The organism is Bradyrhizobium sp. ISRA442, assembly GCF_038085055.1.
Lineage (GTDB): Bacteria > Pseudomonadota > Alphaproteobacteria > Rhizobiales > Xanthobacteraceae > Bradyrhizobium.
Genome location: NZ_JALGCN010000041.1, coordinates 1 through 16,258 on the forward strand (window position 1 = coordinate 1; position 16,258 = coordinate 16,258).

The 16,258-nt window shown below is 65.5% G+C and carries 10 protein-coding genes and 1 tRNA gene; 8 read left to right on the forward strand and 3 right to left on the reverse strand.

The genetic code is table 11. The features are described from left to right. The coding region (locus MTR72_RS39210; RefSeq protein ID WP_341512280.1) for a hypothetical protein at positions 1–208 on the forward strand (208 nt) is incomplete at its 5' end. A gap of 1 nt (position 209) precedes the next feature. Here the strand turns inward: MTR72_RS39210 and MTR72_RS39215 are convergent. Next, positions 210–286: transfer RNA gene (locus tag MTR72_RS39215), tRNA-Arg, on the reverse strand. 356 nt (positions 287–642) lie between these two features. Here MTR72_RS39215 and MTR72_RS39220 point away from each other — a divergent pair. The 6 genes from MTR72_RS39220 to MTR72_RS39245 all read left to right on the forward strand — a co-directional run bounded on the left by MTR72_RS39220 (position 643) and on the right by MTR72_RS39245 (position 11,829). Continuing rightward, a complete protein-coding gene (locus tag MTR72_RS39220; protein ID WP_341512281.1) occupies positions 643–5,847 on the forward strand; it encodes an alpha-2-macroglobulin family protein in 5,205 nt (1,734 codons plus the stop codon). 99 nt (positions 5,848–5,946) lie between these two features. Then, positions 5,947–8,055, forward strand: coding sequence for a penicillin-binding protein 1C (gene pbpC, locus MTR72_RS39225; RefSeq protein ID WP_280963985.1), 2,109 nt, complete (start codon positions 5,947–5,949; stop codon positions 8,053–8,055). A gap of 50 nt (positions 8,056–8,105) precedes the next feature. Beyond that, positions 8,106–9,848, forward strand: coding sequence for an ArnT family glycosyltransferase (locus tag MTR72_RS39230; RefSeq protein ID WP_280963984.1), 1,743 nt, complete (start codon positions 8,106–8,108; stop codon positions 9,846–9,848). 1 nt (position 9,849) lies between these two features. Continuing rightward, a complete protein-coding gene (locus MTR72_RS39235; RefSeq protein ID WP_280963983.1) occupies positions 9,850–10,695 on the forward strand; it encodes a phosphatase PAP2 family protein in 846 nt (281 codons plus the stop codon). 64 nt (positions 10,696–10,759) lie between these two features. Then, positions 10,760–11,494 (forward strand): glycosyltransferase family 2 protein, encoded by a 735-nt coding sequence (locus MTR72_RS39240; RefSeq protein ID WP_280963982.1) that lies wholly within the window; start codon positions 10,760–10,762, stop codon positions 11,492–11,494. Next, entirely contained in the window at positions 11,491–11,829 is a 339-nt protein-coding gene (locus tag MTR72_RS39245) for a lipid-A-disaccharide synthase N-terminal domain-containing protein (RefSeq protein WP_280963981.1), read from the forward strand. Before MTR72_RS39240 ends, MTR72_RS39245 begins: the two co-directional genes overlap by 4 nt. Before the next feature lie 14 nt (positions 11,830–11,843). Here the strand turns inward: MTR72_RS39245 and MTR72_RS39250 are convergent, their stop codons facing one another. Together MTR72_RS39250 and metC are read right to left on the reverse strand one after the other, a co-directional pair. Next, complete coding sequence (locus MTR72_RS39250) at positions 11,844–13,532, reverse strand: Na/Pi cotransporter family protein (protein ID WP_341512282.1); 1,689 nt, start codon at positions 13,530–13,532, stop codon at positions 11,844–11,846. Between the two features lie 133 nt (positions 13,533–13,665). Next, the gene (gene metC, locus MTR72_RS39255) at positions 13,666–14,859 is read right to left on the reverse strand and encodes a cystathionine beta-lyase (protein WP_280963979.1); all 1,194 of its coding nucleotides are present in this window, start codon (positions 14,857–14,859) and stop codon (positions 13,666–13,668) included. A gap of 379 nt (positions 14,860–15,238) precedes the next feature. On the opposite strand from metC, the gene MTR72_RS39260 reads away from it, so the two are divergent. Beyond that, a complete protein-coding gene (locus MTR72_RS39260; protein WP_280963978.1) occupies positions 15,239–16,255 on the forward strand; it encodes an amino acid ABC transporter substrate-binding protein in 1,017 nt (338 codons plus the stop codon). Positions 16,256–16,258 lie beyond the last annotated feature (3 nt).

A 16,258-nucleotide genomic window follows, 5' to 3' on the forward strand; every position in this document is an offset into this window, starting at 1 on the left:
CCAGACGCTGCGACGGCCACTCGGTCCGCTCCACCACGACCACTTCGAACCTGTGGGTGCAAGCACGCCACCGCAGATCACAACGCGACCGCTGTTTCCACGGAGTAAGCTCCAAAAGAACGAATGCAGAAAGCTCGTGTTGCGTGGGTTGTCAGACGTGCGCGGCGCAACACGCGCCGAAGGAAAACCTTATAAGCACCTGAAATGATTGGCGATCCCAGCAGGACTCGAACCTGCAACCCGCGGAGTAGAAATCCGCTACTCTATCCAGTTGAGCTATGGGACCGTCCGGTGCCGGCCTCGTGAGGCCTGCCGATCTTCTATCATGGCAAATATGAAAAATCCGCATGTCCGCCAAGCCTGAACCGAACCGTTTTCACCCCAAAAGCGACAAAGCGGAGCGGCGGAGTGTGTTGCGAACGGTTCGCGCGATTTGGCGATAGGCGCCGGGTCGCGTCCGGAACATGCGCTGCCGCTACATCTTTCCACTGCGCCGTCTCTTGACGGCGGTTCTTGGCGGCTTGGGCTTGCCGTGCCATGGCGCATGCGACGTATTGCACTTCTGGTTCCATCGCCTTGAGTCCGTCACCTTTCCGCGCACTTCATTTTTGCGCGGCTTGTCCGCGATCCCGGGAGTCCCTCATGATCAGTTTGGTTCGCGCCGTCACAATCTGCGCAACGCTCGCGTTCGGCCTTGCCGCAGCGCAGGCCGCGGACAAGGCTTTCAAGCGCGACGATCTCGCCGATTCCGCGATCAAGCTGGAGGCCCAGATCAAGAGCGAAGCGGGGCCAGTTGCCAAGACCAGCGCGACGCTGCGTACTGACGCGGAGACCGCGTTCCGGCGCAACGATGTCCGCAGCGGCCTGTTGATTCTCGGCCAGATCGCTGCGACCACGCCCGAGGACGCCGGCAACTGGCTGCGGCTTGCGAAGGTCGTGTTCCAGATCACCCCGAAGAGCTCCAGCGAGCAGACGTTCCTGCTGGAGCGCTCCTCCACTGCCGCCTACATCGCCTATCTGCGGGCCGGCAATGCCGGGGAGGAGGCCGACGCGCTTGCGGTGCTCGGCAAATCGCTCGCCGAGCGCAAGCTGTGGCGACCGGCGCTGGATGCGCTGCGACTGTCGCTCGACCTGCGTGAGGTCGCCGACGTCCGCGGCCAATATGAGAAACTGCGCGACGAGCACGGCTTCCGGCTGCTCGACTACACCGTGGACTCGGATTCGGCGAGCCCGCGGGCCTGTTTCCAATTCTCCGAGGAGCTTGCCAAGCGCACCGACTTCACGCCGTTCCTGGCGCTCGCGGGGCAAGACAAGCCGGCGCTGTCGGCCGAGGACAAGCAGCTCTGTGTCGACGGGCTGAAGCACGGCGAGCGCTACAACATCAATTTGCGCGCTGGTCTGCCGTCGACCGTCAAGGAGGGGCTGCCGAAATCGGCCGAGTTCAACATCTATGTGCGCGACCGCAAGCCGTTCGTGCGCTTCACCAGCCGCGCCTATGTGCTACCGCGCACCGGTCAGCGCGGCATTCCGGTGGTTAGCGTCAACACGCCCGCGGTCAACATCAACGTGTTCCGAATCGGCGACCGCAACCTGATCAACACCGTCGTCGACAGCGACTTCCAGAAGACGCTGTCGAAATACCAGCTCTCGGATCTTGGCGACGAGCGAGGCGTCAAGGTTTGGTCCGGCGAGCTGGCGACGGCCATGACGCTGAACCAGGACGTCACCACCGCTTTCCCGGTCGACCAGGCGCTCGGCGAACTCCAGCCCGGCGTCTATGTGATGACAGCCGCCGCCAAGGGGCCGGGCTCCGACGACGAGTACCAGCTTGCCACGCAATGGTTCATCGTCTCCGATCTTGGCGTGTCGGCCTATTCCGGCAATGACGGCATCCACGTCTTCGTCAACTCCCTGGCCTCGACCGACCCGGTCGCGAAGGCTGAGGTGCGGCTGGTCGCCCGCAACAATGAGATCCTGGCAACGCGCAAGACCGATGAGAGCGGCCACGTGCTGTTCGAGGCGGGGCTCGCGCGCGGCGAGGGCGGCCTGTCGCCGGCTTTGCTGACGGTCAGCGGCGAGAAGGCGGACTATGCTTTCCTCAGCCTCAAGACCAGCGCCTTCGACCTGTCCGATCGTGGCGTTGCTGGACGCGCGGTCCCGGCTGGCGCCGACGCCTTCGTCTATGCCGAGCGTGGCGTCTACCGCTCGAACGAGACGGTCTATCTCACCGCGCTGCTGCGCGACGGGCAGGGCAATGCCGTCGCTGGTGGCCCGCTGACGCTGGTGATCGAACGCCCCGATGGCGTCGAATTCCGCCGCGCCGTGCTGTCCGACCAGGGCGCCGGCGGCCGGTCGCTTTCCGTGCCGCTCAACTCGGCCGTCCCGACCGGGACGTGGCGGGTGCGTGCCTTCACCGATCCCAAGGGCGCCTCGGTTGGTGAGACCACCTTCATGGTCGAGGACTATGTCCCAGACCGGATCGAATTCGATTTGTCCGCCAAAGACAAGCTGATCAAAGCTAACGCTCCTGTAGAGCTCAAGGTCGATGGCCATTTCCTCTATGGCGCGCCGGCTTCGGGCCTGCAGCTCGAGGGCGACATGCTGGTCGCACCCGCCGCCGAGCGGCCTGGCTTTGGCGGATACCAGTTCGGCGTCGCCGACGAGGAGACCACTTCGAACGAGCGCACACCGCTGGAGAACCTGCCCGAGGCCGATGCCAATGGCGTTGCGACGTTCCCGGTGACGCTGGACAAGCAGCCGGCCTCGACGCGTCCGCAGGAGGCACAGATCTTCGTCCGCATGTCCGAGACGGGCGGACGCGCCGTCGAGCGCAAGCTCGTGCTGCCGGTCGCGCCCGTCGCGGCGATGATCGGCGTCAAGCCGCTGTTCGGCGACAAAAGCGTCGCCGAGGGCGACAAGGCCGAGTTCGACGTCGTCTTCGTCTCGCCCGAAGGCAAGACGCTTCCCCGCGACGGCCTGCGCTACGAGCTCCTGAAGATGGAGTCGCGCTATCAGTGGTATCGCCAGAACAATTACTGGGAGTACGAGCCGGTCAAGTCGACTTCGCGTGTCGCCGACGGCGACCTCACCATCGCGGCCGACAAGCCGTCGCGCATCTCGCTCGCACCGCGGCCCGGCCGCTACCGCCTCGACGTGAAGTCGAACGATGCGGACGGCCCCGTGACCTCGGTGCAGTTCGACGTCGGCTGGTATTCCGAGGGCAGCGCCGACACGCCAGACCTGCTGGAAACCTCGACCGACAAGCCGCAATATGCGTCCGGCGACACCATGACGGTGTCGGTCAATGTCCGAACCGCCGGCAAACTCACCATCAACGTGCTTGGCGACCGTCTGCTCACGACACAGACCGTGGATGTCAAGGAAGGCACCGCTCAGGTCAAAATCCCCGTCGGCAAGGATTGGGGCACCGGCGCCTATGTGGTGGCGACGCTGCGCCGTCCACTCGATGCCGCCGCGCAGCGCATGCCGGGCCGGGCGATCGGCCTGAAATGGTTCGGCATTGACAAGCAGACCCGCACGCTGGCCGTGAAGCTGACACCGCCAGCGCTGATCCGGCCGAATTCGACGTTGAAGATTCCGGTCAAGCTCGACGGACTGAACCCTGGCGAGGACGCCAAGATCGTGATCGCGGCGGTCGACGTCGGCATCCTCAACCTTACCAACTACAAGCCGCCGGCGCCGGACGATTACTATCTCGGCCAGCGTCGCCTGACCGCGGAAATCCGCGATCTCTACGGCCAGCTCATCGACGGCATGCAGGGCACGCGCGGGCAGATCAAGTCTGGCGGCGATGCGGGTGCGGCCGAATTGCAGGGCTCCCCGCCGACGCAAAAGCCCCTCGCGCTCTATTCCGGCATCGTCACAGTCGGCGCTGACGGCAGCGCGAAAGTCAGCTTCGACATTCCGGAGTTCGCGGGCACCGCGCGGGTGATGGCGGTGGCGTGGACCGCCACAAAACTGGGTCGCGCCAACACCGACGTCGTGATCCGCGATCCCGTCGTGCTGACGGCAACGCTGCCGCGCTTCCTGCTCAACGGCGACCATGGCACGGTCAATCTCGAGATCGACAATGTCGAGGGACAGGCCGGCGACTACAAGATCAGCGTGAAAGCCGGCGGCCCGGTGAAGATGACCGGCAATCCCGCGACTACCGTCAAGCTTGCCGCCAAGCAGCGCAACTCGCTGTCGCTCGCGCTCGATGCGACGGCCGCGGGGCAGGCGACGCTCGACGTCGACATCGCGGGACCGAACGGACTTGCTCTCGCGCGCCACTACGCGCTTGACGTCAAGGCGGCGACCCAGGTGCTGGCGCGCCGCTCAATCCGCACGTTGGCGAAGGGCGAGAGCCTGACCCTGACTTCGGACATGTTCTCCGACCTGGTGCCGGGCACCGGTAGCGTCTCGATCTCGGCGAGCCTGTCGACTGCCCTCGATGCCGCGACCATCCTCAAGGCGCTGGATCGTTATCCCTATGGCTGCTCGGAGCAGATCACGAGCCGGGCCATGCCGCTGCTCTATGTCAACGAGCTTGCGGCCGGCGCGCATCTCGCCATGGACACTGAGGTCGATCAGCGCATCCGCGATGCGATCGAGCGGTTGCTGGCGCGCCAGGGCTCCAACGGCTCGTTTGGGCTGTGGTCGGCGGGTGGCGACGATGCCTGGCTCGACGCCTATGTGACCGACTTCCTGACCCGTGCCCGCGAGAAGGGCTTTGTGGTACCGGACGTGTTGTTCAAGAACGCGCTCGACCGCATCCGCAACTCCGTCGTCAACGCCAACGAGCCGGAGAAGGACGGCGGCCGCGATCTCGCCTACGGCCTCTATGTGCTCGCCCGTAACGGCGCAGCGCCCATCGGCGACCTCCGCTACCTCGCCGACACCAAGCTGAGCAACCTCGCAACGCCGATCGCGAAGTCGCAGCTTGCGGCGGCGCTTGCGCTGGTCGGCGACCGCAACCGCGCCGAACGCGTCTATGGCGCTGCGCTCGACAGCCTTGCGCCGAAGCCGGTGCTGGAGTTCGGCCGCACCGACTATGGCTCGCAGCTCCGTGATGCCGCAGCGCTCGTCTCGCTCGCAAGCGAAGGCAATGCGCCGAAGGCGACACTGACGCAGGCCGTCTCGCGGGTCGAGACCGCGCGCGGGCTGACGCCGTACACTTCGACGCAGGAGAATGCGTGGCTGGTGCTGGCGGCACGGGCGCTAGCCAAGGAGAACCTGTCGCTCGATGTCGATGGCCAGCCGGTCAAGACCGCGCTCTATCGCAGCTACAAGGCTGCGACGCTGGAGGGCAAGCCGCTGAAGATCAGCAACACCGGGGACGCACCAGTGCAGGCGGTGGTCTCGGTGTCGGGCTCGCCGGTCACGCCTGAGCCGGCCGCCTCCAACGGCTTCAAGATCGAGCGCAACTACTTCACGCTCGACGGCAAGCCCGCTGACATCAGCAAGGTCAAGCAGAACGACCGTTTTGCCGTGGTGCTGAAGATTACCGAAGCCAAGCCGGAGTACGGGCACATCATGGTGTCAGACTATCTGCCGGCAGGTCTGGAGATCGACAATCCGAGGCTGGTGTCGTCGGGCGACAGCGGTACACTGGACTGGATCGAGGACGGCGAGGAGCCGGAGGATACCGAGTTCCGCGACGACCGCTTCACAGCGGCGGTCGATCGGGCCTCGGACTCCAAGTCGGTCTTCACCGTCGCCTACATCGTGCGCGCGGTCTCCCCCGGCAAATACGTGCTGCCGCAGGCCTATGTCGAGGACATGTACAATCCCTCGCGCTATGGCCGCACGGGAACGGGCTCGGTCGAGGTGCGCGCGGCGAAGTGAGTAACGTGGATGAGTGACGCTCCGATAGGTCCACCAACTCCGCCGTCATGCCCGGGCCTGACCCGGGCATCCACGCGCTTTGGTGCCGCGGGACAAGACGTGGATGGCCGGGTCAAGCCCGGCCATGACGGAGTGCGGGGACATGCCGCTCGTGTCCTCTCAGCCCTAGCGCTCACCTTCATCCTCGCGATCATCGGCTTCGTCGCCTGGGTCTACTCCCTTGGCCCGCTGCCGCTCGAGCAGGCGCGCGCGGTCTCCACCACCATCGTCGACCGCAACGGAAAGCTGCTGCGCGCCTATGCTATGGCGGACGGTCGCTGGCGGCTGCCGGTCGACGCCAAGGCGAACGTCGATCCGACTTACCTGAAGCTGTTGCTCGCCTATGAGGACCAGCGCTTCGATGCCCATGGCGGCGTCGATCCGCTCGCGCTTGGGCGCGCCGCGGCGCAGCTTGCGACGCGCGGGCACATCGTGTCGGGCGGCTCGACCATCACCATGCAGCTCGCGCGGTTGATGGAGCCGCGACGGCAGCGCTCGGTTTACGCAAAACTGCACCAGATCGTGCGCGCGATCGAGCTGGAACGGACCCTGACCAAGGACCAGATCCTCGATCTCTATCTCGCGCTCGCGCCCTATGGCGGCAATCTCGAAGGCATCCGCGCCGCCTCGATCGCCTATCTCGGCAAGGAGCCGAAGAGGCTGTCGCTGGCGGAGGCTGCGCTTCTGGTCGCGCTGCCGCAATCGCCGGAGACGCGGCGGCTCGATCGCCATCCCGAGGCCGCCCGCATTGCGCGCGACCGCGTGCTCGATCGCATGGTCGAGGAACATCAGGTCAGCGCCGAGGATGCGAAGCAGGCCAAGGCTGTCCCGATACCGAAGCTGCGCAAGCCGATGCCGATCCTGGCGCCGCACGCTTCCGACACCGCGCTTGCGACGATGAAGGATACGCCCGTCATCAAGCTCACGTTAGACGCCAATCTCCAGAAGGTGCTGGAGTCGCTGGCGCGCGACCGCGCCATTGCGCTGGGAGCGAACATCTCGGTCGGCATCATCGTCGTCGACAATGAGAGCGGTGACGTGCTCGCGCGCATCGGATCCGCCGATTACTTCGACGACAGCCGGGCGGGGCAGGTCGACATGACTCGCGCCGTCCGCTCGCCGGGCTCGACGCTCAAGCCGTTCATCTACGGCCTCGCCTTCGAGGACGGGTTCGTCCATCCCGAGAGCCTGATCGACGACCGGCCGGTCCGCTTCGGCTCCTACGCGCCGGAAAATTTCGACATGACGTTCCAGGGCACGGTGCCGGTGAGGAAGGCGCTGCAACTGTCCCTGAACGTGCCGGCGATCGTGCTGCTCGATCGCGTCGGATCGAGCCGGCTGGCGTCGCGGCTGCGGCAGGCCGGCGGCAATCTTGTCTTGCCCAAGGAGGAGGCGCCCGGTCTCGCGATGGGGCTCGGCGGTGTCGGCGTGACGCTCCAGGACCTGGCGCAACTTTATACAGGCTTCGCGCGGCTCGGCACCACAAAGCCGCTGCGTGAGGTCATGACCGGCAAGGACGACCGCGAGCCGATGCGGCTGCTCGATCAGGTAGCGGCTTGGCAGGTCGGCAATGTGCTGCTGAGCACGCCACCGCCGGAGAACGCCGTCCATAACCGGATCGCCTTCAAGACCGGTACCTCCTACGGCTACCGCGACGCCTGGTCAGTCGGGTTCGACGGCCGCATGACCATCGGCGTCTGGGTCGGCCGGCCCGACGGGGCGCCGGTTCCCGGCCTGATTGGCCGCGTGGCCGCCGCGCCGATCCTGTTCGACGCATTTGCTCGGACCGGCAAATTGCCGGCGCCGCTGCCCAAGCCGCCGAAGGGAACCCTGGTTGCCAGCAACACCAAACTGCCATTGCCCCTGAAGCGGTTCCGCCCGGTGGGCGAGCTGGTCCGGACCGGGGGTGAGCAGGCCCTCCACATCCAGTTCCCACTGAACGGCTCTCGGATCGACGTCGATCGCTCCGGTGGGGTTGAAGCGGCCGCCATGCCGGTCAAGGTGGCCGGTGGGGTCCTGCCGATGACGATCCTGGTCAATGGCACGGCGCTCGGCGAAATCGACGGCCGGCGCCAGCTCCTGATCGATCCGCCCGGTCCGGGCTTTGCCCGCCTGACCGTCATCGACGCCACGGGCGCCGCGGACACAGTTGTCATTCGAATTCAATGATGTCGGCTTAAGCGGTTGTGGCGATGGCGGTTTCAGCGTAAGCGGAACCAATGGCCGAGACCTACCCAAGCCCCCGTTTTGGAGCGCCGCGCGAGCCGAAATCCCCGGCGAATCCGGGCAGTCGACTGGTGCGCCTGATCGATATCGCTACCGCCAGCCACGCCCGGGCCGTCGGCTTCCTGGTGCTGTGCGCGCTGCTGCTCTTCCTGCCCGGCTTCTTCACCATCCCGCCGATCGACCGCGACGAGGCGCGCTTTGCGCAGGCCACCAAGCAGATGGTCGAGAGCGGCGACTATGTCGATATCCGCTTCCAGGATGACGTCCGGTACAAGAAGCCGGTCGGCATCTACTGGCTGCAATCCGCCGCCGTTGAAACCGCCACGGCGCTGCGGCTGCCGAAGGCCGAATTGCGCATTTGGGTCTATCGGCTGCCTTCACTGATCGGCGCGATCGGCGCTGTGCTAATGACCTACTGGACCGCGCTCGCCTTCGTCACGCGGCGCGCCGCGGTGCTGGCGGCGCTGATGATGTGCGCCTCGGTCCTGCTCGGCGTCGAGGCGCGGCTCGCCAAGACCGACGCGATGCTGCTGTTCTGTGTGGTCGCGGCGATGGGGGCGATGGCGCGTGCCTACCTGTCCTGGCAGCGCGCCGAGGATGAGATGCATCCGCCCTGGAGCTGGCCCGCGATCTTCTGGACCGCGCTGGCCGTGGGCATCCTGATCAAGGGCCCGCTGATCCTGATGTTCGCAGCCCTCACCGTGGTCGTGCTCGCGATTCAGGACCGCGATTCCTCGTGGCTGTGGCGGCTGCGCCCGGTCTGGGGCCTGATGTGGATGCTGGTGCTGGTGCTGCCGTGGTTCATCGCGATCTTCTGGCGCGCGGGCGATGCCTTCTTTGCCGATTCCGTCGGCGGCGACATGCTGAGCAAGCTCGGCGCCCAGGAATCCCATGGCGCGCCGCCCGGGCTCTATCTAGTTCTGTTTTGGATCACCTTCTGGCCGGGCGCGCCGCTCGCGGCAATGGCGGCACCCGCGGTCTGGCGCGCGCGCCGCGAGCCCGGTGCGCAATTCCTGCTGGCCTGGTTGATCCCATCCTGGATCGTGTTCGAGGCGGTGCTGACCAAGCTGCCGCATTACGTGCTGCCGCTCTATCCGGCGATCGCGATCCTCACCGTCGGTGCGCTGGAGCGGCGGGTGCTGTCGCGGTCCTGGGTGATGCGTGGCTCGGCCTGGTGGTTCGCGATCCCCGCGGCCACCTCGATCGTCGTTGTGGTTGGTGCGGTCATGCTGACCCGTCAGCCCGCCTTCGTGGCCTGGCCATTCATCGCGGCGTCCCTGATCTTCGGCCTGTTTGCCTGGTGGCTCTACGACAACAACCGAGCGGAGCGCTCGCTGCTCAACGCGCTGGTCGCCGCGCTGATGCTGGCGGTCGCGGTCTACGGCATCGTGCTGCCATCGCTGACGCCGCTGTTCCCAAGCATCGAGATCGCGCGCGCTCTTCGTAACGTCACCTGCGTCGGGCCGAAGGCCGCCTCGGCCGGCTATCACGAGCCGAGCCTCGTGTTTCTGACCGGCACCCAGACGCTGCTGACCGACGGCTCGGGCGCTGCGGATTTTCTCAGGCAAGGGAGCTGCCGCTTCGCCCTGATCGAGCAGCGCTCGGAGCGCAGCTTCGTGCAGCGCGCCGAAGCGATCGGGCTGCGCTACAAGGTCGGCGCACGGATCGACGGCTATAATTTCTCGCAAGGGCGCGCGATCTCGATTTCGATCTTCCGCTCGGAGGGCACCGAGTAGGATGTCGACACCGGCCGACATCGCGCCGCGCGCGAGCTATCCGGCGCAACTGGCGACCGTGTCCTGGCGCGCGCTGGCGCAGCTTGTGCGCGCGCCGTCGCATTCGCGCCGGGCCGAGGCCGCACGTAGGCTGGCGCGGCATTCGCTCTGGCTCAGCGCGGCGGGAGCGGCCGTGATCATCGCCCTGATGATCGCCTTCGATTCTGCCGAGATCCAGTTGATGCCCGCACGCGGTACGCCCGGCCTGTGGCCCATCCGTATCCTCACCGATTTCGGCAAGGACGAGTATGTGCTCTCGGTGCTAGGGGTTTCGCTGGTGGCTGTGGCGCTCGTTGCGACGGGGGTTCACGGCACCCGCCGAGCGCTACTGCTTGGCTTCGGCACTCGGCTGCAGTTCATGTTTCTGTCTGTTGCCGTATCAGTGCTCGTCGCCGAGATCCTGAAATATCTCATCGGCCGCGGAAGACCATTTGTGGGCGGCGAGGCCAATCCGTTCAACTTCATACCGTTCGAGGGTACGGGGGCTTATGCCAGCCTGCCGTCGGGCCATGCGGTGACGGCGTTCGCATTGGCGTTTGCGGTCAGCGCGTTGTGGCCGCGCCTACGCGTGTTCATGTTCACCTACGCAGTCGTCATCCTACTGACGCGGCTGGTGCTGCTCGCGCATCACCCGAGCGACGTCGTGGCCGGCGCCCTGGTCGGCGTGGTCGGCGCCATGGCGGTCCGCTACTGGTTCGCGGCTCGCAGGTTGGGCTTTGCGATTCGCGCCGACGGCACCATCGTGCCCCTTCCGGGAGCGGGCGCGGGATGCCTTAAAAGGGTTGCTCGCGGGGCATCCGCCCCATAAAAGCTGCTGCCTGCCGGGGGGTGCCGGTTCCCGGGGAAGCCCTATTCCAACCACGAGCTCCGATTTGTCGTCGTCCCAGCCTTCGGTTTCCATCGTCGTTCCCGTGCGCAACGAAGCCGACAACATTGCGCCCCTGATCGAGGAGATCACTGCGGCGCTGGACGGCCGCTGGGCCTATGAGATCATCTACGTCAACGACGGCTCGACGGATGCAACCGGCGAGCGCCTCTCTGCCGTGATGAAGCAGCGGGACAATCTGCGGCAGCTCCGCCACGCCAAGTCGGGGGGCCAGTCGGCGGCGGTGCGCAGCGGCGTGCGCGCGGCGCGCGGCTCGATCGTGGCGACGCTCGATGGGGACGGCCAGAACAATCCGGCCTTTCTGCCTGACCTGATCGCTGCGATCGAGAAGGGGGCACACGTCGGTCTTGCCGCCGGTCAGCGGGTTGGACGCAAGGACACCGGCTTCAAGAAACTGCAGTCACGCATCGCCAACGGCGTGCGCAACGCGATCCTCAAGGACGGCACGCGCGATACCGGCTGCGGGCTGAAGGCGTTCCGGCGCGAAGTGTTCCTGATGCTGCCCTATTTCGACGGGCTGCACCGCTTCCTGCCGGCGCTGGTGCGCCGTGAAGGCTACGAGATCGCCTATGTCGACGTGATCGACCGGCCGCGCCATTCCGGCGTGTCGAACTACGGTTTCTTCGACCGACTGTGGATCGGGATCATGGATCTCGCCGGCGTGTGGTGGTTGATCCGCCGCAAGAAGCCGACACCGGATGTGGCTGAGGTGACGGCATGATCATCCAATACGGTCAGGCGCTGAGCAATTATCTCTACGACGTCTTCGTCGCCAAGTTCGATTTCTGGCTGGCGTTCGGCCTCGTCGCGCAGTTGTTCTTCACCGCGCGTTTTCTGGTGCAGTGGATCGCGAGCGAGCGCGCCGGCAACAGCGTGGTGCCCATGGCGTTCTGGTTCTGCTCGATGGGCGGTGGTTTGATGACGTTGGTCTACGGCATCGTGAAGCGCGAGCCGGTCATCATCCTCGGGCAGGCCCTCGCGACCATCATCTACGTTCGCAACATCATGTTGATCTGGAAGAACCGCGGCAGCGGCTCGAAGACGCTCGATCGCTGAGCAAAGGCACTAAATTAGCGCAGCGCCGACGCCGCACCGGAGGCGGGCAGGGCGGCTTGATCCGATTCGTTCCTGCGATAGGGCTCTCCCGCCGCATCAAGCACGGGATAGGCCACCGAGCATATGTGCGAGTGGATGCGACGCAGATCGCGCAGCACGTCCAGATGCAGCGACGTGGTCTCGATGGTCTCGGGGCGGCCCTCGCGCAGGCGGTCGAGGTGGCGCTCGACTGCAGCGAGCTCGGTGTTCCTTAGCGCAGTCTTCTCCACAAGCAGCTTGCGCGCCTCGTTGGCATCGCCCGACATGAACACGCCGAAGGCGATCCGTAGCGAATCCATTGTCCGCTTGTGGAAGGCGGCGAGCTCCTCGGCGCCCTCAGCCGAGAACTGGAGGCGCCGCTTGATCTTCTTGGTCGCGAGTTCGCTCAGGTTCTTGTCGATGATATCGCCGATATGCTCGAGATTGATGGCGAAGGAGATGATCTCCATCGCGCGCCGGCCCTCGCTCTCGTCGAGGCTGCCCCGCGTCAGTTTCGTCACGTAGAGCTTGATGGCCTCATCGAGGCCGTCGACGGCGTTGTCCATCTTCGAGACCTGGTCGACCAGCGCGCGGTCGCCCGTCGTCATCGCGGCCATCACTTTTCGCAGCATGATCTCGACGAAATCGCCCATCCGAAGGGTCTCGCGGGCGGCGTCGGCGAGCGCGAGCGACGGCGTCTCCAGCGCGCTCTCGTCGAGATAGCGCGGGCGGGCCGGGTCGGCCTCCTGTACGCGGTCCGGCAGCAGCCAGCTCAACAGACGCGACATGGTGTCGAGCAGGCCGATGAAGACGATGGCCGTGCCGACATTGAAGGCGATGTGGAAGGCGGCGGTCATCCTGGCGAGATCGGGCTGCCAGGCCTGCAGATGCCCGGCGATCACGCTCAGAAAGGGCAGTACGAGGGCGATCCCGATCACGCGATTGATGAGATTGCCGACCGGCAGGCGATAGCTCGCGGGATCATCGCGCCTGGCGCCCTCGAACACGGGATTGATGGCACTGCCGAGATTGGCGCCGAGCACCAGGGCGAGCGCCGCGTAAGCCGAGATGAACTGGGAATAGGCCAGCGACATGATCAGCAGCACGCTGGCGACGCTCGAATGCACCGCCCAGGTGAGGAGCGCGGCGATGACGATGCACAGCACGGGATCGCCCGTGATCGCCGACATCACGACCCGGACGCCGGGTGCGTTCTCGGCCGGCGCCAGCGTGTCGAGCAGGATGTGCAGTGACAGCAGCATCAAGCCGAGACCGATCGAGACGCGGCCGATGTCCTTGATCCGCGAGCGTGGACCGGCGCGGAAGGCAACGAGCCCGAGCACAAACAGCACCGGCGCGACGGCAGCGATGTTGAAGGACAGGACCTGGACGATCAGCGTCGTACCGACATTGGCGCCGAGCATGATGGCGAGCGCCGCAGCAAGGCTGACGAGGCCCTCGGCTGCAAACGAGCTGGTGATCAGGGCAGTTGCCGTGCTGCTCTGGAGCAGCGCAGTGAGCCCGAGGCCAGCGGCGAAGGCACTGAAGCGGTTGCCCAGCGCCTTTCCGAGCAGTCGCCGCAGGTCCGGACCGAACGCGCGCAAAATGCCGCTGTGGACCATGTGCAGGCCCCACAGCAACAGCGCAACACCGCCCATCAGATCGAGCAGAACCAACGTTCCCATGCTCCGTGTCCGGATTGGAGTCGAGGGGTCAGGCTAGCGCCAAACAGTCAGGGATCAATACATTTCTTGGCGCGTCGGCGTTAACGCTTGCGACGGCAGCGCGTTCCGCAGGCGCGATGCCCGGTCCGCAGGCTCACATTGCCGCCCTGAGGGCAGCAAAGCCGCGATCGAGGTCGGCCTTGAGGTCGTCGACATTCTCGAGCCCGATGTGAAAGCGCAGCGTCGGTCCGCCCGGCGACCACTTGGTGGCCGTACGATAGCTGTCGCAGTCAAAGGGAATCACGAGACTCTCGAAGCCGCCCCAGGAATAGCCCATGCCGAACAGCTTGACGGTGTCGAGCATGGCGTCGACCGCTCTTTGCGGCGCGGGCTTCAGTACGATGCTGAACAGGCCGGAGGCGCCGGTGAAGTCGCGCTTCCAGATCGCGTGTCCCGGATCGGTTTCGAGCGCGGGGTGTAGCACCCGCGCGACTTCGGGCCGGCTCGCGAGCCAGCGCGCCATTTCGAGCCCTGAGCGATAGTGCTGGGCGAGGCGCACCGATAGTGTGCGCATGCCACGCAGCGCGAGGAAGACGTCATCCGGGCCGGCGCAGACGCCGAGCAGTCGGATGGTCTCTGCGACAAGCGGCCAGGCCTCGGCGTTGGCGGAGATCGTACCGAACATGATGTCGGAGTGACCGCCGATATATTTGGTGGCGGCCTGCATGCTGATGTCGACGCCTTGCTCGAGCGAGCGGTGATAGAGCGGCGTCGCCCAGGTGTTGTCGTCGATGACGAGCGCGCCGCGCGCATGGGCGGCGTCGGCGATGGCACGAATGTCGGGCATCTCGAAGGATTGCGAGCCCGGCGCCTCGACCAGCACCGCGCGGGTGTTGGGCTTGAACAGCGCGGCGACTCCCGCGCCGATCAGCGGATCGAAATACGTGGTCTCGACGCCGTAGCGGGCGAGCAGGCCGTTGCAGAAATTGCGCGAGGGACGATAGACGTTGTCGCAGACCAGCAGGTGATCGCCGGCCTTCAGCACGGCGAGCAGGGTGGTGCTGATCGCCGCGAGCCCCGAGGGAGCGATGCCGACGCCGGCGCATTGCGGCCCCTCCAGCGCCATCAGCGTCTCCTGGAGCGCCCGGGTGGTGGGGGTGCCGTGGCGGCCATACTGGAACTCGCCACGATGGGCATGCAGGTCCTCGGCGGTCGGATAGAGTACGGTCGAGCCGTGGACCACCGGCGGATTGACGAACCCCTTCTGCGCCTTGGTGTCACGGCCGGAGGTCACCAGCCGGGTCTCGGCATGCTGCTGAAGGGGGGCACCGCCCTGCGAAGAGTCCATGCGTCTGCTTTCAAAAGTTCGTTTCCGCGAAGACGCACGCGTGGCGCCCGCGGGCCGGCGGGAGGCCGCATCGTTAATAACAGAATACAGAAGAGTCCCGTCAACCCCTTGACCCGGCTCGCCAGTCGTTCTGTGATGCGCAGGTGCTATTCAGTCGCCGCATGTTGAGGGGCCTGCCGCGACCTTCGATCCATCGCCTGACCGGACCATGCGTCATAGCCACAACGGCAGGCGCCTGCGGGGATTGAGGGGTGGCCCTCCAGGATGGGTGGGTGTTCGGCAAAGCTTCACAGCATGACTCTTGCAAGGGACAGCCTTGGCAGAGACGATCCTGAGACAATAATCCTGACCTTGAGAAGACTTTGAAAGGCTTTAGCCCATGAAACGCGTAACTTTGGCTCTCACTCTTGCTCTCGCCGCAGGCCTGACGGCCCAGGCTGCCGACGCACAGACGCTCAAGACCGTCAAGGACCGGGGTGTGCTGTCCTGCGGCGTGAGCCAGGGCCTGCCGGGTTTTTCGTCGCCGGACGACAAGGGCAACTGGACCGGCCTCGACGTCGACGTCTGCCGCGCCATCGCGGCCGCCATCTTCAACGATCCGTCCAAGGTCAAATACGTGCCGACCTCCGCCAAGGATCGCTTCACGGCACTGCAATCCGGCGAAATCGACGTGCTGTCACGCAACACGACCTGGACCATCTCGCGCGACACCTCGCTCGGCGCCAATTTCACCGGCGTGACCTACTATGACGGGCAGGGCTTCATGGTGAAGAAGTCTCTCAAGGTGAACTCCGCGCTCGAGCTCAACAGCGCCTCGGTCTGCGTGCAGACCGGCACCACAACCGAACAGAACCTCGCCGACTACTTCAGGGCCAACAACATGAAGTACGAGGTGATCGCGTTTGGTACCAACGACGAAACCGTCAAGGCCTATGAAGCCGGCCGTTGCGACGTCTTCACCACGGACCAGTCGGGCCTGTACGCCAATCGTCTGAAACTCGCCAATCCCGCCGACCATATGGTGCTCCCGGAAATCATTTCGAAGGAGCCGCTCGGGCCGATGGTGCGCCACGGCGACGACCAGTGGTTCGACATCGTGAAATGGACGCTGTTCGCCATGATCACGGCCGAAGAGCTCGGCGTGACCTCGAAGAACGTCGACGAGAAGGCAAAAATGGAAAACCCGGAGATGAAACGCGTCCTCGGCACCGACGGCAATTTCGGCGAACAGCTCGGCCTGACCAAGGACTGGGTGGTGCGGATCGTGAAAGCCGTCGGCAACTACGGCGAGGTCTTCGACCGCAACGTCGGCTCCGGCTCGCCGCTCGGCATCAATCGCGGCCTCAACAATCTCTGGAATAAGGGCGGTCTCCAGTACGCTCCGCCAATCCGCTGATCC